Genomic DNA, 17,499 nt, shown 5'->3' with positions numbered 1-17,499 from the left:
CAACTCGGGTGGGGGCGGGGGTCGCGGGTGAGGGTCAGCAGCGGACGGCGGTCGGCGCGGCCGGCGTGCCGGGACCGAGAGCCGAGGTGAGCAGGGCCAGCGTGACCGGGTTGGTGGGCAGGTCGGGATGCCCGGCGGTCGAGGCCGGACAGGCATCCTGCACGACCACGTTCAGGGCCCCGTCGAGCGCGGCGGAGTCGACCGGGGTGACCACGGTGTCCGAGCGGCTCCGCAAGGTGACCCACTGCGGGCCGGCCGGGGTCTCGTCACGGGAGTTGAGGCGGCGTAGCAGGTCGCTGTCGGGCACGAGCTGCTCGCAGGCCGGCGGGCAACCACCGGCCAGCTGGCTGCCCAGTGCGGCCTGGGTGGTGCCGTGCTGCGGGGCGCCGAGGGTGAGCACCCGCCGGGCCACCGAACCGCCGCCGTCGTCGCGGACCCAGAGCCTGGCCACGACCCCGCCGGCGGAGTAGCCGACCACGTCCACCGAGGACGCGCCCGCGTCCCGCTGCGCCGCGGCGGCCACCTCGCCCAGGTGCGTCGCCTGCTCGGCCAGGTCACCCGTCCCGTCCCCCACCTCGGGCACGACGACGGCCGTTCGACCAGCAGCACGCAGGGCCGCGGCCAGCGGCTGCAGGGAGTCGCCCGTGCCGCCGTAGCCGGGGACGAGCAGCACGGGCCCGAGCTGGTCCTGGGCTACGGGGTGTACCGCGTCCCGACGCGCCCGGACCACGCCGCTCACCACGAGCAGGAGGACCAGCAGCAGCACCAGCCCGGCCGTGCCCAGCACGACACGGCGTCGCTGTGGGGAGAGGGCGTCGAGCACCAGGCGAGGCTACGCGGCTTCGCCCGACCCCTCAGCCCAGTCGGAGCTGGGCCAGGACGCCGGCGTGGTCGGACGGCCAGAGCCCGGTGCCCGCGTCCCGGTCGACCGGGTCGGCGCCGACGAGCTGGACCTCCTCGGCGGTCACCGGCGCATCGGCGGTCCCGCGACTCAGGACGAGGTCGAGCCGGCGGTCGAGGCCGGCCCCGGACCGGAGGCGCTCGTCGCGGCAGCAGGTGTCGCCGGTACCGGATCGTCGGGGGGCGCCGAGCCAGGCGTCCGCCAGCCCGCCGGCGGTGAGCAGCCCGTACGCGGCCGAGCCCGGCACCGAGGCACCGGCCGCCAGGGTGGAGTCCGTCGGGTCGGAGTTGCAGTCACACCCCAGCACGACCGGCCGGTCGCCGGGCGCGGCCGGCCCGCTCAGCAGCTCCTTCGCCTGGGCCAGGGCCAGGTCGGCGCTCTGGGACTCCAGCTGGGTGCTGACGACGCGCAGCGGGTGGCCGTCCACGCTCACGTCGGCCCACACGTAGCCGCGGACGAACGCGAACGGGACGCCGCCGAGGTCGACCTTCAGCCGTGGCTGGTACTGACCGAGACCGCGGCCGGTCACCTGGACGGCCGAGCCGGCCCGGACCAGCAGGACGTCCCGCATGGTCAGCCGGAGGTCGCGGTCGTCGCCGTCGCCGAGAGCCGGCGCCTCGACGTCGGACTCGTCCTGGGTGGCCACCACGTCATAGGTCGCGCCCCGGGACGTCAGCTCGCCCTGCAGGAGGGCGAGGAAGTCCAGGTCCACGTCCGTGGCGTCCAGCCGGCCCGGGTGGTCCAGCTGCAGCGGTCCGTGGCGCCAGAGTGCGACCTCCTGCAGGCCGACCAGGTCCGGCCGGCCCTGCACGATCTCGGCGGCCAGCAGCCCGGCCCGGACGCGGAAGTCGGTCTGCTCGACGACGGTGCGCAGCTCCGCGTCGGCCCGGCCGAGAGCCTCCAGGGCCGCTACCCCCGTCCGGCCCTGCGCCGCCCGTACCGGACGGGTGATGTCGCCGCCGAGGTAGAGGTTGCGGGTCAGCACCCGCACGGTCGTCGGGTCGCTGGTCGTGCCGTGGTCGTCGGAACCGCAGGCCGACGGGAGCAGCAGCAGGCCGACCAGTCCGGCCGCCAGAGCGCCGACCAGCCCCCGTCCCTGCGCCATCGCCGCCCCCTCGCGTCGTCCGCCCGCCCGCAGGGAGCGTACGTCGGCTCAGGTGAGGGGGACGCTCCAGCCGAGCCGGACGCCACCCAGGGGCGACCGGTCGACGACGAGGCCGCCGCCGTGCTGCTCGGCGCGCCGACGCAGGTTCCCCATCCCGCTGTGCCGGCTGCTGCCCGAGAGTCCGACGCCGTCGTCCTCGATCAGCAGCCGGAGCTCGGCCCTGCTCGCGCTGAGGTCGATCCGGACGATGCTGGCGGCGGCGTGCTTGCCGGCGTTGGTCACCCCCTCGCGGACGACCGCCTCGACGTCACGGACCACGCCCGGGTCCACGAGGATGTCGATTGGCCCGCGGAAGCAGACCGTGGGCCGCAGCCCGAAGGCCGACCCGACGCTCTCGGCCACCTCGAGCACCGTCCGGCGCAGGCTGGACGCCGAGGAGCCGGAGCAGTTCAGGGCGAAGATGGTGGTCCGGATCTGGCGGACGGTGTCGTCCAGCTCGTCGATGACCTCGCTGAGCCGCGTCCGGTCGGTGGCGTCCTTGCTGGTGGTGACGGTGCTCTGCAGCCGGAGGCCGGTCGCGAAGAGCCGTTGCACCACCTGGTCGTGCAGGTCGCGGGCGATGCGCTCGCGGTCCTCGTGCAGCCGGTGACGGTGCTGAGCCGCCCGGGCGTCGCTGAGCTCGAGGGCGCGGGTCACCTCCTGGGCCAGGTTGCGTCCCCCCGCGAAGTCGGCGTCGGAGAAGGACGGCTGGTCGCTGCGTCGACGGACCTCGATCACCCCGAGGTTGCCGGACTCCCCGTTGAGCGGCAGCGCCATCACCCGACCGAGAGCGGCGCAGACCGGGACCCGTGCGTCATCGCTCGGCCGCACCACGTCCACGGCGTCGGCGTCGACCAGCCGGCGGATGCCCTCGGTCAGGATCGACCACGGCCGGGGGTCGGTGTCACCCCCGCCCAACAGCTGCTGACAGAAGTCGAGCGCGACGCGCAGCCAGGACGACTCAGAGACCGAGGTGGGGACGGTGGACAAGGTTGCGGGGCCTGGCACGACGAGCTCCGATCACGTGATGAAGAAGCAACAAAGGTCGATTCCACGAGGGGCCCCGAGCCCTGGTGACGTCAACAACCTAGCAAGTAAAAGCCAAAGAATAGGGGTCGAAAAAGGTGATTGAGACCTTATTGTTGCCCCGGCGAACGGCCTAGAAATAACTGGGAAAGACACGCCAATCCGTCGCTGAACCGGCTCCGAATATTCGGGAGCTATTCGCCGAACCGCATTCTTGAGCCGCGGTCGAGCGTCCTCAGCGGCGGAGCCGTTCGCGCAGCCCGTCCACCAGCGTGCGGCCGGCCGGTACGGGTGCGAAGGCCCGGGCGGCGGCAGTCAGGGCCGCCACCGACTCGACGTCCAGGTCCAGGTCGGCGGCGGCCACGTTGGACTCGAGCTGCTCGACGCTGGAGGCTCCCGGGATCACCACCACCTGGGGCAGCGCGAGCAGCCAAGCCAGCGCCACCTGCGCCGGTTTGGCGTCATAACGCGTCGCCGTCGCCCGCAGCAGGTCGAGCAGCGGCGTGATCCGGCGGAGGTTCTCGGTACCGAAGAGGGCGTTGCTCGCGCGGACCCCGGTCGGCCGGTGGTCCAGGCCGTACCGGCCGCCGAGCAGGCCCTGGGCGAGCGGGCTCCAGGCCATCACGATCCGGTTCTCCCGTTGCGCGAACGGCACCAGCTCCTCCAGCGGCGCCGAGCGGGCCAGCGAGAACTGCACCTGATTGCTGACGACCGGTCGGCCCAAGGCGGCGTCGGCCTGCTGCCAGCGGTGCAGCGTGTAGTTCGAGACGCCGACGGCGCCGATGCGCCCCTCGTCGATCAGCCGGAGCAGGCCGGGCATGATCACGCTGTCCGGCACCAGCGGGTTGGCCATGTGCACCTGGTACAGCGGGATCTTCTGCAGCTGCAGCCGACGGGCACTGCCCGCCTCGCGCCGTCGGGCGACCGGGGGGAACGGGGCGACCGGGAAGAGCTTGCTGGCCACCACCACCTGGTCGCGCTCCGTGCCGAGGGCCTCGCCGAGGATGCGCTCGCTGCGCCCCAGCCCGTAGACCTCGGCGGTGTCGAAGAGGGTGACGCCCAGCTCGCGGGCTCGGGTGACGATCGCCCGGGCCGTGCCCGAGGCGTAGTCGTCGCCGTACCCCCACTCCCGGGAGCCGAACTGCCAGGTGCCCAGCCCGACTCTGCTGACCTGGCCCAGACCGTCGACCTCGAGGAGCTTCATGAGCCCAGTGTGGCGATCGCCTGCAACTGCACGTACTGTGGGCGGCTGGAATTTCGAAGTCGAAGTCTTAGTTGACGAAGCGTCAGCGTGACAAGACGGAGTCGAGGAGGTGTGTCGTGCGTTCGGCGCGGTTGGTGGTGCTTGCTTCTGCAGTGGCGATGCTCGGTTGGGGCACCGTGCTGCCCTACCAGTACGCGTATGCGGCCAGCACCCGCGGCTGGGGCGGTCTGGTCGCGGCGGGGGCGTCAAGCCTCTTCTCGGTGGGTGCGCTCGTGGCAGCCCCGGTCGGCGGTCGGCTGGCGGACCGCTGGTCGCCGGCCCTCGTAGCCATCGTGGCCAAGGTGGTCGCGGCGGTGGCCGGAGCGATGTTGATGACCGCGGACCGGCCTGCGTCGTTCCTGGCGGGGATGGCCGTCTTCGGCTTCGCCCTCGCGGCCGGCGGCCCGGCCCAGTCGGTGCTGCTGCTGGCCCGGACCAGCAGCGACAGCCGACGTGCGGTCTTCGCCTGGCTGGCCACCGGCCAGGCCCTGGGGATGGGCGTCGGCGCGTTCGCCGCCGGCTACCTCGTGGACCTGCACGACCGCGACGGCATGGACGTCGCGTTCGGAGCCGCAGCCCTCGGCTTCGCGGTCTCGGCGCTGCTGGTCGCACTCGCCGCCCGGGGGGTCAACGACATCACCTCCCCGCCCGCGTCGGTGCCCTCGGTACCGGGTGAGACGGCCCGGGCCCTGCGGCTGGTCGCGGCCAGCCCGGCCCTGCGCTGGACGGCGGTGCTCACCGCTGCACTGGCGCTGGCCTTCTACGCCCAGTTCGACAGCGGGCTGCCCGCGTACGGGCTGACCGTGCTGAACGTCTCCGAGCACACCGTCGGGACCGCCGCCGCCGTGAACTGCGCCGTGCTGATCGTGCTGCAGATGGGCGTCGTCCGCTGGACGGCGCACCGCTCGGCCCCCCGGCTGCTGATGGCTGTCGGCGGCATCTGGCTGCTCTGCTGGGTGATCCTGGCCCTTGCAGCCCGGACACCGGAGCTCGCCGCCAGCATCCTGGTCGTCACCTTCGGCATCTTCGGCATCGGGGAGACGATGTACGGTCCGGTCCTGAACCCGATGGTCGCCCAGCTGGCCCCGGCCGGGTACGTCGGCACCACGCTCGGGCTGTTCTCGGGCCTCCAGACCGGCGTCTCCGCGCTCGGACCGCTGGTCGCGGGGGTCGCCCTCGGCGCCGGCCTGGCCGACACGTTCATCGGCGTGCACGTCCTGATCAGCGCCGTCGCTGTCCTGGCGGCCTGGAAGCTGCTCCCCGCCGTCGCATCCGTCGGCCGGGTGCCGGAGGAAAGCCTGATGCCGTCGCCGACCCTGGCGCGGCCTGAGGGCTGACGCAGGACCGGCCCCGGACCCGCCACCTCGGGGAGCACACCATGACCGGTCTCAGCAGGCGCCACTTCCTTGGAGCGGCCGGTGCGCTGGCCGCCCCGGCCGCGCTCGCGGGCTGCGGCTTCGCCGTCGGCTCCGGCTCGAAGGCGGCCACCGACGCCCTCACCTTCACGACCTGGGGCACCGACAGCGAGCTGGCCGGGTTCCGTAAGGGGATTGCCGACTTCCAGGCGGCGAACGCCGGTGCGACGGTCACCCTGAACGCCGTGCCGTACGAGCAGATGTTCACCAACATCGACGCCCAGCTGCAGGCCGGCAACCCGCCCGACGTCTTCCGGGTGCCCTACTACACCCTCGGTGCGTACGCCGGTCGCGGCCAGCTGCTCGACCTCAGCCCGCACCTGGCCGCCGGCTTCTCCGACCGGTTCACCCCGACGGCGTGGGCCGCGGTCCAGGGCCAGGGTCACCCGGTCGGGGTGCCGCACCACACCGACACCTCGGCGATCCTGTACAACAAGGCAGTGCTGGACTCGGCCGGCATCTCCTCGGTGCCGACCACGGTGGACCAGGCGTGGACGTGGCAGGAGTTCACCGACGTCGCGGCCCGGCTGCGTCGCGCGTTGCCCGCAGCCAAGTACCCCTTCGCCTACAACTGGCAGGGCAACGGCGTCACCCGCTGGCTCAGCCTGCTGTTCCAGGCCGGCGGCCGGTTCCTGGCCGAGGACCTGACCGCGCCGGCCATCGACTCCGCCGCCGGACGAGCCGCGGTGGACTTCAGCCGCAGCTTCTTCACCGACCACCTCGTGCCGCCGAACGACTCCGTCAAGTCGACCACGTACGCCGCCGACCTCTGGTACTCCCAGACCACGGCCATGGTGTTCGGCGGGGCGTTCATGATCCCCGACGCCGACTCCACCCTCGACTTCGAGTGGGGCGCCACCTTCTCCCCCCGCAAGCAGCGTGGCGGCGGGGACTTCGGCGGCAACGCGCTGGTGGCGACGGCGGCGACGAAGAAGGCCGACCTGGCCGCCTCGTTCCTGGACTTCATGACGGGTCAGCAGGCCATGCGCGACTTCTGCTCGGGCGCCTCGCTGCTGCCGACGCGCCGCGACCTGGTGACCGGCGGGATCGACTTCGCCGTCCGGCCGGAGCTCTCCAAGGTGTTCATCGGCCAGGCGACGACCGTCCGGCCCACCGACGCCGCCCAGGTGGCCTCGCCCGCGATGGCCAAGATCATCGCCGTGCTCAAGGACCAGCTCGAGCAGGCGTTCGTGGGCGGTCAGAACACCGAGAAGACGGTGGCGGCGATCTCGAGCGGGATCGCGGCGGCGACCAAGCCGTGAGGACGGTGCAGCCATGGTGACCTCGGTCGTCGTCCCGGCCGGTACCGAAGCCCCGCGGCGTCCGCCCGCCGTCAGGTCCCGTCGTTGGATCCGCGGCGAGTCCTGGGCGGGCTATGCGTTCATCGCCCCGACGATGGTGCTGCTCGGGCTCTTCGTGCTGCTGCCGCTGGGCTGGGCGCTGGCGATCAGCCTGCAGCACACCAACGGCTTCGGCGAGGGGCGGTTCGTCGGGCTGGCCAACTACGGCCGGCTGGTCGCGGACCCGCTCTTCTGGCGTTCGGCGCTCAACACCGGCCTGTTCACCCTGATCGTCACGCCCGGGGCGATGGCTCTGGGCCTGGGGGCCGCGGTGCTGCTCAACTCGCTGCTGCCGGCGCGGGCGCTGTTCCGCTCGATCCTGATCCTGCCGATGTCGATTTCCGGCGTGGCCACGGCGTTGGTCGGTCTGTTGATCTTCGACGAGAACAGCGGCGTGATCGACAAGATCCTGCGCTCGTTGGGACTGCCCGCGTTGGCCTGGCAGTCCGGTGGGGTCGCCGCCTTCGCCTCGGTGGTCCTGGTCACGCTGTGGTGGCGGCTGGGTTTCAACATGTTGATCTACCTCGCCGCCCTGCAGGGGATCAGCCCGGAGCTCTACGAGGCCGCCCGCCTGGACGGGGCAGGCCGCTGGCGGATGTTCCGCTTCGTCACGGTGCCGCTGGTCGGTCCGTCCTCGTTCTTCCTGTTGATCATGAACGTGATCTACTCCTTCCAGGTCTTCGACATCGTCTTCGTGCTGACCGGAGGTGGCCCGCAGAACGCCACCTCCGTGCTGGTCACCTACGCCTACGACAACGGCTTCGTGGTCCGCGACCAGGGCTACGCCGCGGCCATCGGCGTCGTGCTGCTGCTGCTCACGCTGGTCTTCACCGTGGTGCAGTGGCGCATCAGCCGGACGCGGGACCTCGTCGAATGACCGGCGCGGCCGGGTCGGCGGCACCGACGACAACCCGGATGCGAGCCCGGCGCCGGGCAAGAGCCAGTGCGCGCCGGGGTCTGCTGCTCCGGTTGCTGCTGGCGGTGGTGGTCTGCGCCGTCATCCTGTTCCCGCTCTACTGGATGGTCGTGGTGGCCCTCTCCAGCCGGGCCGACCTGCTGGGCGGTGAGCTGCGGCTGTGGCCGCGTGCGCTGACCCTGGACAACTTCCGCCGGGTGCTGTCGGCCTTTCCCGTCCTCACCTGGTTCGGTAACTCGCTGGCCATCGCCGTGACCGTCGCGCTGCTCACGGTCGCGGTCAACCTGGCGGCCGGCTACGCGTTCGCGCAGCTGAAATTCCGCGGTGCGAACGTGCTGTTCCTGGTGGCCTTGTCCACGCTGATGCTGCCGGTGCAGGTGATCATGGTGGCGCTGTTCACGCTGGTCACGACCCTCGGCCTGTACGGCAGCTACTGGGCCGTGATCCTGCCCACGGCGGCGTCGGCGTTCGGGGTGTTCCTCGCCCGCCAGTTCATTCTCGCTATCCCGCGAGACCTGATCGAAGCGGCCCGGATCGACGGGGCTGGCCACGTACGGGTGTTCACCCGGATCATCCTGCCCCTGTCGAGGCCGCTGATCGCGGTGCTGTTCTTCATGAGCCTGCTGCAGACCTGGAACGACTTCGCCTGGCCGCTGATCGCGCTGGAGGACAACCGGCTCTTCACCCTGCCCATCGGCCTTCTCTACCTGCAGGGCCAGTTCGGCTCCGACTATGGCGGCACCATGGCTTTCGCGCTACTCGACGTCGCACCGATGGTCCTGCTGTTCCTGGTGTTCCAGCGCTACTTCGTCCAGGGCTTCGCCCGCAGCGGTATCCGCTGAGCCGGTCGTGCCCTGCCCTGCTCTGCTCGTGGTGTGATCAGCTCGTGAACCCCTGGCGGCGTCAGCACGCCCTGGCCCGGACGACGGTGGTCTGGGGCGCGGCCAGCGTCGCGCTCGGGTCGGTGCCCGCCTTCTGCTCCGACCCGTGGTGGCGGGCGTTCGGTCAGCAGCACGTGGGCTGGGGTGCGGTGGACCTGGCGCTCGTGGCGGTGCTAGAGGCGGTCCAGCGACGACGGATGCGTCGTCTGCCGCACCCGTGGTCGCCGGCCGTGCTCGCGGCCGAGGAACGTCGGCTGCGGACGATCCTGGGCGTCAACGTCGCCGCCGACCTGGGCTACGTCGCCCTCGGAGCCGCCCTCTGGGCCAGCGGGCAGGACCGGCCGAGAACCGCCGGGGCGGGCGCGGCGATCGTGCTGCAGGGTGTGTTCCTCGCCGGGCACGACGGCTTCCACTGGTTAGCGCTGGGCGGGCCGCGGGTACGGTCGCGGCGTGATCCGACCTCTCGCTGACCTGCCCCCTACGTCTACGGCTCCACCCGGCTCGGGGACGACGACGTCACCCGCGAGCAGCAGGCCGCGATGGCTCGGACCGTGCTGGACGCCGGACTGTGGATGCACACCTCGCGGCAGTACCACCACGCGCTGGAGGTGCTGGGCGGGGCGTTCGCCGAGGACCCGTCGCGGGTGCCGCCGCTGATCGTCAAGCTGGGCGGCGGGACGGCAGCCGACATTCGCGCGACCATCGCCGAGAACCTCGGACCGCTGGGCACCTCCTCGATCGCCCTCGGCCAGCTCAGCCCGGTCGGTGAGCTGGCGGACGACCTGCTCCGCGGTGGTGCGCCGCTGGACGCGCTGCGCCGGATCCGGGACGAGGGCCTGGTCGGGCGGTTCGTGCTGGAGACCTTTCCCTGGACATCGGCTGCCCCGCTGGCCGCGCTGCGGGCCGGGCACCTCGATGGGCTCGTCGACGGCTTCATCACCTACGACAACCCGCTGCAGCGGTTCGCGGCCAACGAGCTGTGGGACGAGCTGCTCGCCCGCGACGCCAGCATCATCTCGATGCGCACGGTCTGCGGTGCCCCGGTGCAGCGGCTGCGCGACGTACCGGGAGCGGCCTGGCTGCCCTACCTGCAGCAGCGTGCCGTCGAGGTCGCGCCCGTCTTCGAGCGGTCCGGCGTCGACGACTGGATCGAGTTCTGCTTCCGCTTCGTGCGCAGTACACCCCAGGTCGTGGCCACCGTGGGCGCGACGAGCCGGCCCGAGCACCTCGACGAGCTGCTCACCCAGAGCCGGCGCGACGACACGCTGCCCGTCGACGTCCTCGACGAGCCCTGGACGATGTAGCGACCGGGACTGGGCGTCAAGGCTTCGTCAAGACCCTCCTCCACCCGCCTCCGTGGTAGGAGGCTGGAGGGGTGAGCACCTCTGAGTCGTCGCCGTGGGCCGCGCGGCACGCGGCACCGGTCTGGACCGCAGCCGCGGTCGCCGGCCCGCTGGTCGCCGGCCTGCTGACCCCGTTCCGCCCGCACTTCGACGGCAGCCACGTCGTCCTGGTGCTGGTCCTGCTGGTCGCGGCGGTCTCGGCCACCGGGCTGCGCGGGGCCGGGGTCGTCGCCGCCGTCACGACCGGTCTGGCCTTTGACTACTTCTGGACCCAGCCGTACGGCAGCCTGGCCATCGGCAACGCCGCGGACGTCGCGACGGTGCTGCTGCTGGTCGTGGTGGGCGTCGCCATCGAGCTGCTGAGCTGGTGGGGCCGCCGCCAGCACGCCGAGGCCGCCCGCCGGCAGGGCTACCTGAGCAGTCTCCGGCTCGCCTCCGCCACCCGGACGGGGGAGGGGGATGCCCATCTCGAGGCCGTCTGCACCGCGCTGACGGGCCTGCTGGACGCGGATCGCTGCACCTTCGTCCTCGGCACCGGCGACGGCTCGACCCGGCTGGAGCTGGACGGGACGGTGACCCGCGACGGTGTCCCCCTACCCGTGGACCGCGAGGGTCTGCCGACCGACGACACCCTCACCCTGCCCGTTCGGACCGAGCAGGGCGAGCCTGCCCACTTCGCCGTCACGGCGTCCGGCCACGTGGCCCGGCCCTCCGCCGAGCAACGCCACGTCGCCGCCTTGCTGGCGACACTCTCGGCCAGCCGGCTGGGGGTGGCGCGCTAGCGGAGCCCGGCCCGCGATGTCGCAGTCCTGCCTCCTGAGATTGGCGTTGCGTCCTCTCGAGAGGAGGCAGCAGCACTTTCGGGAGGCAGCAGGCCCGGGCGCGGCGCGGGCAGGGGTCAGCGGCTGGCGATCCCGTTCAGCATCCCAGAGATGAACCGGCGCTGCAGGGCGAGGTAGAGCAGCACGATCGGCAGCGCGACGATGGTCCCCGCGGCGGCGAGCAGGGAGTAGTCGGTGACGTGCTGGCCCTGGAAGAAGGCCAGGCCCAGCGGGGCGGTGCGCAGGCTCTCACCCGAGACCATGATCAGCGGGATCAGGAACTCGTTCCACGTCCACATGCTCACCAGCAGGCACATCGTCGTCATCGCGGGCACCGACGGCGGCACGACGACCCGCCACAGCAGCCGCCAGTCGTCGGCCCCGTCCAGTCGCCCGGCTTCCAGGATCTCGCCGGGGAAGGTGCGGAACTGGTTACGCATCCAGAAGATGCCGAAGGCCAGCGACTGGGCGGTCTGGGGCAGGATCAGCGCCCCGTAGGTGTCGGTCAGGCCGACCGTACGCAGGTTGTAGTAGAGCGGGATCACGAACGCCTCGGCCGGCAGCAGCAACCCCGAGAGCAGCAGCAGGAACAAGATGTTGCGGCCCGGGAACTCCATCCGCGCGAACGCGTAGCCGGCCAGGGTCGACAGGACCACGGTCAGCACGACGACGCAGACCGTGACCAGGACGCTGGAGATCATGTAGCTGGAGAAGTGGCCGCGGCTCCACGCCTCGGCGAAGTTGCCGAGCTCGACCCGGGACGGGAGGCGGAACCCGCCCTGGGGGTCCGAGGCCGGGGTGACGGCGCTGAGCAGCACCCCGACCAGTGGGACCACCGCCACCAGGCTGAACACCCCGAGCACACCGTAGGTCAGGCCCAGCTCGGCCGGCCGGCGCCTCGGGCCCCGGCTCATGCGACCTCGTCGGGCTGGATCCGCTGGATCAAGGTCGTCACGACCAGGATGACCACCGTCAGCACCACGGCGACGGAAGCCGCCGACCCCACCTGACCGGTGTTGAAGGCCCGGTTGTAGGCCTCGAAGGCGGGCAGCGTCGTGCTGGTTCCCGGGCCGCCTCGGGTGGTGATGTAGACGAGGTCGAACGTCTTCAGCGCCGCGACCACGGTCAGCGTGAGCGCGACGGCGATCTGGCCGCGCAGCGACGGCAGCACGATCGAGGTGAACTCGCGGACGGCGCCCGCCCCGTCCATCCGAGCCGCCTCGAGTAGTTCGGGGGCGATGTTGGCCACCCCGCTGAGGAACAGCACCAGGCAGAGACCGGTCCCCAGCCAGGTCCCGATCAGCCCCACCGCGGGCAGGGCGGTGTCGAAGTCACCGAGCCAGGCCCGGGTGAGCGAGCCGAGACCGGCCAGCCGCAGCAGCTGGTTGCTGAGGCCGTCGGGGGAGTAGATGGCCACCCAGGTGGTCGCGACGACGACCGAGGCGACTACCTGGGGCAGGAAGAGGAGGGTGCGGAAGACGCTCATGCCGCGCAGACCGGCGCCGCGGGAGACGATGGCGGTCAGCACCAGCGCCAGCGCGATGGGCAGCGCCGAGTAGAACAGGACCAGCACCGCCGCGTGGCCGAACGAGCTCAGCAGCACCGGGTCGGTGACCAGGTTGACGTAGTTGTCGAACCCGACCCAGGTGGAGGGGCCCAGGCCGTTCCACCGGTAGAGCGAGTACTGCGCCGTCTGCAGCGCCGGCACGCCGAGGAACACCGCGAACAGCACGAACGCGGGCGCGAGGTAGAGGTAGGCCCGCCACTGGACGCGGCGTCGCCCTCGGCGGACCTGGTCAGCCACGGGGCCGCTACTTGGTCTTGACGAACGAGCCGTAGTCCGACTGCAGCTGTTCGCCGAACTTCTGTGGGGTCAGCTTCTCGGCGGTCAGCTGCTGGACGGCGGCACTGAGGGTGTCGTAGAAGGTCGGCGTCGAGTAGTCCAGGTACGGCACCAGGCCCGAGCCGGCGTTGACCGCCTTCCACTCATCGGCCACGTCGGCCTCCAGGCTGCCGGCGGTCGGCTTCCAGTCCGCGGGCGGGACGGTCGGCAGGTTGCCGGTGTCGATCAGCACCTGCGCCGCGTCGGCGTTGGTGATGAAGTCGATGTAGGCCGCCGCGACGTCGGGGTGCTTGCTGCCCGTGGTGATGGCCCAGGCGAGGCCCTCACCGCCCGTGGTCACCGGGGTGGTCGAGCCGTCCGGACCGAGCGCCACGAAGCCCGCCTTGGACTTGAGCGCCTTGCTCACGGTGGCCAGCTGCCACGTGCCGTCGATGTGGTACGCGGCCTTGCCGGCGTCGAAGTCGGCCAGCGCGTCGTCGCGGGAGATGCCGTTGGCACCCTCGGTCAGGTAGCCGGCCTTGGCCCAGTCCTGCACCTTCTGCGCCGCGGCCACCGAGGAGGCGTCGGTCCAGGCGCCGCTCTTGGCCGTGACCAGGTCGTTCACCGCCTGGCTGCCGGCGACGGCGGCCTGGGTGATGCCGTAGAGGTGGATGCCGGGGCTCTTCTCCACGTCGCCGTAGGCGATCGGCAGCATGCCGGAGGACTTGATCTTGGGCAGCGTGGCCTCGAACTCACCGATCGTCTTGGGCACCTGCAGACCGAGGTCGGACAGCACCTGCTTGTTGTAGTACACCCCGACGATCTCCCCGGTCTGGGAGACGCCGTAGAGGTTGCCGGACTGCCAGTCCTTGCCGTCGGCGCTGAACTTGTTGAGGTTCAGGAGCTGCTGGGGGTAGTAGGTGTCCCAGCCGTAGAGCGTGGCGTAGTCGTCCTCGGGCCGCAGCAGGCCGCCGGAGACGAAGGAGCCCATGTCGGGGTAGCCCTGGTTGGCCTGCACCACGTCCGGCGGGGTCTTGGAGGTCAGAGCCAGCTTCAGCGTCGTCTTGAGGTCGGAGAACGAGCGGCTGACCCGGGTGATCGTGACGTTCGGGTACTTGGCCTCGAACGCGGCATTGAGCTTGCCCTGCGCGTCGTCGATGCCGCCGTCGGTGTTCTGGTCCCAGACGGTCAGGGTGACGTCGCCCGCGCCGGCGACGTCCTTGGACACCGGGGAGCTGGCGCTGCTGGACGCCGCCCCGCCGGTGGTCGAGCCGCCCGGCGCGCAGGCCGCCGTGGCCAGGGCCAGGGCGCAGACCGCGGCGAGCGACCCCGCCAGCTGCTTGGACCGTCTCATCGTTTCTCCTCGAGCGTGGTGGTGCGATTGGTGGTGATCATGCCGGGCCGGATGTGCTGGCCCAGTCCCGGATGGCCGACCAGTCCCCGGGAGGGCGATCGGCGTCGAGGAAGGCGACCAGCTCGCGGCGGGTCGGGGCGCTGGCCGCGCCACCGAGCGTCCGGACCGAGAGCGAGGCGCAGAGCGTGGCCAGGGCGAGGCGATGCTCCAGCGGCCAGCCGAACGCGTGGCTGGCCATGAAGCTCGCCACGAAGACGTCGCCGGCACCGGTCGGGTCCAGCGCCGTCACCCGGACGGCGGGCACCTCGACCAACCGGTCGGCTCCGGCGTCGAAGGCCACCACCCCACGGGAGCCGCAGGTCACCAACGACAGGCTGACGTGCCGGCCGAGGGCGCGCGCGGCTTCAGTGGGGCTCTCGGTGCGGGTGTACCGCATCGCCTCCAGGTCGTTGGGCACGAAGACGTCGACCTGGTCGAGCCGGCTCAGCACCTCGGTCGACCACTGGCCGGTGGAGTCCCAGCCCACCCCGCCGTAGACGACGGTGCCCTGGCTGCGCAGCCGGCGCACCCACCCGGGCAGCTCGTGTGCGACGCCGACGTGGGTGGCGCCGACCCGCGGCCGCTCGGCCCCCCAGGCCAGGGGGGCGTCCGGCTCCTGGTAGGTGATGAACTCCCGCTCCTGCTCGCCGGTCAGTGACACGGTGACGGGGGTCTGCCAGCCCGGCCGGGTGGCCAGCCAGGTCAGGTCGAGCTGCGGCTCGGCGGCCAGCAGGACGGCCAGCTCGCGACCCAGCGGGTCGTCCCCGAGGGCTGACAGCAGGGCCGTCCGGGCGCCGAGGCGGGAGGCGGCGACCGCCCGGTTGGCGACCCCGCCCGGGGTGAGCCGGAAGGCCCGCGCGAACACCTCGCCGCCGGGGTCGGGGACGGGCACGCCGGCGAAGACCAGGTCGCAGAAGACCGAACCCGCGAAGAGCAGGTCCACCTCCGGCGTGGTCGCGGCGCTCCTCACCCTGTCAGTCTGGGCAGGCCGGGTTGCGATCACGAGTCGAAAGTACGACATCTGCGTGACTCTGCGCGAGAGGTCGAGCAGGGTCGTGCACATCCGCGCAGACCCGTGCCTACGATGAGGCCGTGATCCTCCGCGAGCGACAGGACCGCATCGTCGGCGTCCTCCGCTCCGGCGGCGCGGCCTCGGTCCGCGACCTGGCCCGCTCGCTCGAGGTGAGCGAGTCCACGATCCGCCGCGACCTCGACCGGCTGGACCGCAACGGCGAGCTGGTCCGCACCTACGGCGGCGCCGTCCTGCGGCCGGGGGAGACGGTGACCGAGCGCGGCGACCCGCACCGCTGGGAAGGGCCGTTCGCCGCCGAGGCCGACCTGGAGCTGAAGTCCCGGGTCGCCGCCCGGGCGGCCGAGCTGGTGGCCGACGACGCCGTGGTGCTGCTGGACATCGGCACGACGACACCGCTGGTCGCCCGCCGGCTACGGGGCCGTCCCGTCACGGTGATCACCTCCAACCTGGCCGTGGTCGACGAGCTGCGCGACGACCGGAGCGTCCGGTTGGTGGTGCTGGGCGGGGTGTTCCGCCGCAACTACCGCTCGCTGGTCGGGTCGCTGACCGCCGCCGCCCTCGCCCAGGTCAGCGCCGACCTGGTCGTGCTCAGCTGTACCGGCGTCCGGCCCTCGGGCCATGTGGTGGACAACATGGCCGTAGAAGCCCCGATCAAGCAGGCGATGATCGCCGCCGCCGACCGGGTCGCGGTGGTGGCGAGTGAGACCAAGTTCCCGGGCACCGGGTCGCTGCGGCTCTGCTCGCTCGCCGACGTGGACTACCTGGTGACCACACCTGGTGCCCGGACCGAGACGCTCGACAAGTGCCGGGAGGCCGGCGGAGAGGTGATCCTGGCGTGAAGCTCTGCATCCTGGGGGGCGGAGGATTCCGCACCCCGTACGTGTACGCCGCGCTGCTGCGCGACACCGGCAGCCCGCGGGTCACCGAAGTGGCCCTCTACGACGTCGACGCCGACCGGCTGGCGGCGATGACGCGGATCCTCACCCAGTTCGCCGAGGGCTTCCCGGACGCGCCGCGCCTGGTGTCGACCACCTCGCTGGACGAGGCGGTGGCGGGCAGCGACTTCGTCTTCGCCGCCGTCCGGGTCGGCGGGTTGGAGGGGCGTCGCGGCGACGAGCACGTCGCCCTCGACCTGGACGTCATCGGCCAGGAGACGACCGGACCCGGCGGGCTCGCCTACGCGCTGCGCACGGTGCCGGTGATGGTGGACGTCGCCCGACGCGTGCGCGAGCTGGCGCCGAACGCGTACCTGATGAACTTCACCAACCCGGCCGGCATCATCACCGAGGCCATGCAGTCGGTGCTGGGGGACCGGGTGCTGGGCATCTGCGACACCCCGTCCGGTCTCGGGCGCCGGGTGGCCGGCGCACTCGGGCTCGACCACACGCGGGTGCAGATGGACTACGTCGGCCTCAACCACCTGGGCTGGATGCGCCGGGTGATGTACGACGGCGAGGACGTGCTGCCGCGGCTGATGGCCGACGACACCCTGCTCGGCGGGATGGAGGAGGCGCTGGTCTTCGGCCTCGACTGGATCCGCACGCTCGGCGTGGTGCCGAACGAGTACCTCTACTACTACTACTTCCACCGCGACGCGGTCGCGAGGATCCAGGAGTCCGGCGCGACCCGGGGCGACTACCTGGCGCGGACCCAGACCGACTTCTTCGGCACCGCGCTGGCGGCGGAGGACCCGGCCGGCCTCTGGCGGCGGACCATCGACGCCCGCAGCGCCAGCTACATGGCCGAGGCCAAGGGCGGCGAGCAGGGGGCGCCTGCGCACCTGCGCGAGCGCGAAGCCGACCCGGCCCACCAGGGGTACGCCGGGGTCGCGCTGGGCGTGATGGCCGCCATCACCCGCAACGAGCGGGCCACGATGATCCTGAACGTCCGCAACGGCTCCACCATCGCCGGCCTGCCCGCCGACGCGGTCGTCGAGGTGCCCACGATGGTCGACGCCAACGGCGTGCACCCACTGACCACCTCGCCGCCCCAGCTGCACCAGCTCGGCCTGATGCAGCAGGTCAAGGCCGTCGAGCGGCACACGATCACCGCCGCCCTCACCGGCTCACGCGACGAGGCCCTGCTGGCCTTCGCGTTGCACCCCCTCGTCGACTCCGTCACCGTGGCCCGCCAGCTGCTGGACGGCTACCTCGAGCGCATCCCCGAGGTCGCGGCGGTGCTGCAGGGCTGACGCCCGGCCGATGCCGTCGGGCCACTCGTC

Annotated in this window: 17 protein-coding genes; 9 read left to right on the top strand and 8 right to left on the bottom strand. The window is 72.0% G+C overall.

What is annotated here, in order from left to right; all coding sequences use genetic code 11:
- Nucleotides 1-34 precede the first annotated feature (34 nt).
- The 4 genes from ACFE7W_RS15445 to ACFE7W_RS15430 form a co-directional block, all read right to left on the bottom strand.
- Nucleotides 35-823 (bottom strand): lipase family alpha/beta hydrolase, encoded by a 789-nt coding sequence (locus tag ACFE7W_RS15445; protein ID WP_375425702.1) that lies wholly within the window; start codon nt 821-823, stop codon nt 35-37.
- A gap of 31 nt (nt 824-854) precedes the next feature.
- Entirely contained in the window at nt 855-2,006 is a 1,152-nt protein-coding gene (locus tag ACFE7W_RS15440; protein WP_375425701.1) for an endonuclease/exonuclease/phosphatase family protein, read from the bottom strand.
- A 48-nt stretch (nt 2,007-2,054) separates the two neighbouring features.
- A complete protein-coding gene (locus ACFE7W_RS15435; RefSeq protein ID WP_375425700.1) occupies nt 2,055-3,053 on the bottom strand; it encodes a sensor histidine kinase in 999 nt (332 codons plus the stop codon).
- 253 nt (nt 3,054-3,306) lie between these two features.
- Nucleotides 3,307-4,275, bottom strand: a complete 969-nt coding sequence (locus ACFE7W_RS15430; protein ID WP_375425699.1) for an aldo/keto reductase — start codon at nt 4,273-4,275, stop codon at nt 3,307-3,309.
- Between the two features lie 116 nt (nt 4,276-4,391).
- On the opposite strand from ACFE7W_RS15430, the gene ACFE7W_RS15425 reads away from it, so the two are divergent.
- The 7 genes from ACFE7W_RS15425 (at nt 4,392) to ACFE7W_RS15395 (ending at nt 10,991) form a co-directional block, all read left to right on the top strand.
- Nucleotides 4,392-5,651: an MFS transporter gene (locus tag ACFE7W_RS15425; protein ID WP_375425698.1), complete on the top strand. Its 1,260-nt coding sequence runs from the start codon at nt 4,392-4,394 to the stop codon at nt 5,649-5,651.
- Nucleotides 5,652-5,692: 41 nt separating this feature from the next.
- Entirely contained in the window at nt 5,693-6,991 is a 1,299-nt protein-coding gene (locus ACFE7W_RS15420) for an ABC transporter substrate-binding protein (RefSeq protein WP_375425697.1), read from the top strand.
- 13 nt (nt 6,992-7,004) lie between these two features.
- Nucleotides 7,005-7,946: a carbohydrate ABC transporter permease gene (locus ACFE7W_RS15415; RefSeq protein ID WP_375425696.1), complete on the top strand. Its 942-nt coding sequence runs from the start codon at nt 7,005-7,007 to the stop codon at nt 7,944-7,946.
- Between the two features lie 38 nt (nt 7,947-7,984).
- Nucleotides 7,985-8,827, top strand: coding sequence for a carbohydrate ABC transporter permease (locus ACFE7W_RS15410; RefSeq protein WP_375425695.1), 843 nt, complete (start codon nt 7,985-7,987; stop codon nt 8,825-8,827).
- A 44-nt stretch (nt 8,828-8,871) separates the two neighbouring features.
- The gene (locus ACFE7W_RS15405) at nt 8,872-9,336 is read left to right on the top strand and encodes a DUF6992 family protein (protein WP_375425694.1); all 465 of its coding nucleotides are present in this window, start codon (nt 8,872-8,874) and stop codon (nt 9,334-9,336) included.
- Nucleotides 9,337-9,405: 69 nt separating this feature from the next.
- On the top strand, nt 9,406-10,170 hold the full coding sequence (locus ACFE7W_RS15400) for a hypothetical protein (protein ID WP_375425693.1): 765 nt from the start codon (nt 9,406-9,408) through the stop codon (nt 10,168-10,170).
- Nucleotides 10,171-10,241: 71 nt separating this feature from the next.
- Nucleotides 10,242-10,991, top strand: coding sequence for a DUF4118 domain-containing protein (locus ACFE7W_RS15395; RefSeq protein WP_375425692.1), 750 nt, complete (start codon nt 10,242-10,244; stop codon nt 10,989-10,991).
- A 116-nt stretch (nt 10,992-11,107) separates the two neighbouring features.
- On the opposite strand, the gene ACFE7W_RS15390 is transcribed toward ACFE7W_RS15395, so the two are convergent.
- From ACFE7W_RS15390 to ACFE7W_RS15375, 4 genes are read right to left on the bottom strand one after another with little or no spacing between them, the layout of a single operon-like run.
- Nucleotides 11,108-11,944, bottom strand: coding sequence for a carbohydrate ABC transporter permease (locus ACFE7W_RS15390; protein ID WP_375425691.1), 837 nt, complete (start codon nt 11,942-11,944; stop codon nt 11,108-11,110).
- The gene (locus ACFE7W_RS15385) at nt 11,941-12,834 is read right to left on the bottom strand and encodes a carbohydrate ABC transporter permease (RefSeq protein ID WP_375425690.1); all 894 of its coding nucleotides are present in this window, start codon (nt 12,832-12,834) and stop codon (nt 11,941-11,943) included. Before ACFE7W_RS15385 ends, ACFE7W_RS15390 begins: the two co-directional genes overlap by 4 nt.
- Before the next feature lie 7 nt (nt 12,835-12,841).
- Entirely contained in the window at nt 12,842-14,206 is a 1,365-nt protein-coding gene (locus ACFE7W_RS15380) for an extracellular solute-binding protein (protein ID WP_375425689.1), read from the bottom strand.
- Between the two features lie 37 nt (nt 14,207-14,243).
- Nucleotides 14,244-15,215, bottom strand: coding sequence for a carbohydrate kinase family protein (locus ACFE7W_RS15375; protein WP_375425688.1), 972 nt, complete (start codon nt 15,213-15,215; stop codon nt 14,244-14,246).
- Between the two features lie 122 nt (nt 15,216-15,337).
- Between ACFE7W_RS15375 and ACFE7W_RS15370 the strand changes: the two genes are divergently transcribed.
- Nucleotides 15,338-16,117 (top strand): DeoR/GlpR family DNA-binding transcription regulator, encoded by a 780-nt coding sequence (locus tag ACFE7W_RS15370; RefSeq protein ID WP_375425687.1) that lies wholly within the window; start codon nt 15,338-15,340, stop codon nt 16,115-16,117.
- On the top strand, nt 16,114-17,469 hold the full coding sequence (locus tag ACFE7W_RS15365) for a 6-phospho-beta-glucosidase (RefSeq protein WP_375425686.1): 1,356 nt from the start codon (nt 16,114-16,116) through the stop codon (nt 17,467-17,469). Before ACFE7W_RS15370 ends, ACFE7W_RS15365 begins: the two co-directional genes overlap by 4 nt.
- Nucleotides 17,470-17,499: the final 30 nt, after the last annotated feature.

It is taken from the genome of uncultured Friedmanniella sp. (genome assembly GCF_964244285.1).
Lineage (GTDB): Bacteria > Actinomycetota > Actinomycetes > Propionibacteriales > Propionibacteriaceae > Microlunatus.
The sequence above is the reverse complement of the archived record's forward strand: the minus strand, read 5'-3'. Positions and strand labels throughout refer to the sequence as shown.

Coding starts and splice junctions, on each gene's coding strand:
- ACFE7W_RS15430 (WP_375425699.1), bottom strand. CDS start 4,275: ATGAAGCTCCTCGAGGTCGACGGTCTGGGCCAGGTCAGCAGAGTCGGG.
- ACFE7W_RS15420 (WP_375425697.1), top strand. CDS start 5,693: ATGACCGGTCTCAGCAGGCGCCACTTCCTTGGAGCGGCCGGTGCGCTG.
- ACFE7W_RS15415 (WP_375425696.1), top strand. CDS start 7,005: ATGGTGACCTCGGTCGTCGTCCCGGCCGGTACCGAAGCCCCGCGGCGT.
- ACFE7W_RS15400 (WP_375425693.1), top strand. CDS start 9,406: ATGGCTCGGACCGTGCTGGACGCCGGACTGTGGATGCACACCTCGCGG.
- ACFE7W_RS15410 (WP_375425695.1), top strand. CDS start 7,985: ATGCGAGCCCGGCGCCGGGCAAGAGCCAGTGCGCGCCGGGGTCTGCTG.
- ACFE7W_RS15440 (WP_375425701.1), bottom strand. CDS start 2,006: ATGGCGCAGGGACGGGGGCTGGTCGGCGCTCTGGCGGCCGGACTGGTC.
- ACFE7W_RS15380 (WP_375425689.1), bottom strand. CDS start 14,206: ATGAGACGGTCCAAGCAGCTGGCGGGGTCGCTCGCCGCGGTCTGCGCC.
- ACFE7W_RS15390 (WP_375425691.1), bottom strand. CDS start 11,944: ATGAGCCGGGGCCCGAGGCGCCGGCCGGCCGAGCTGGGCCTGACCTAC.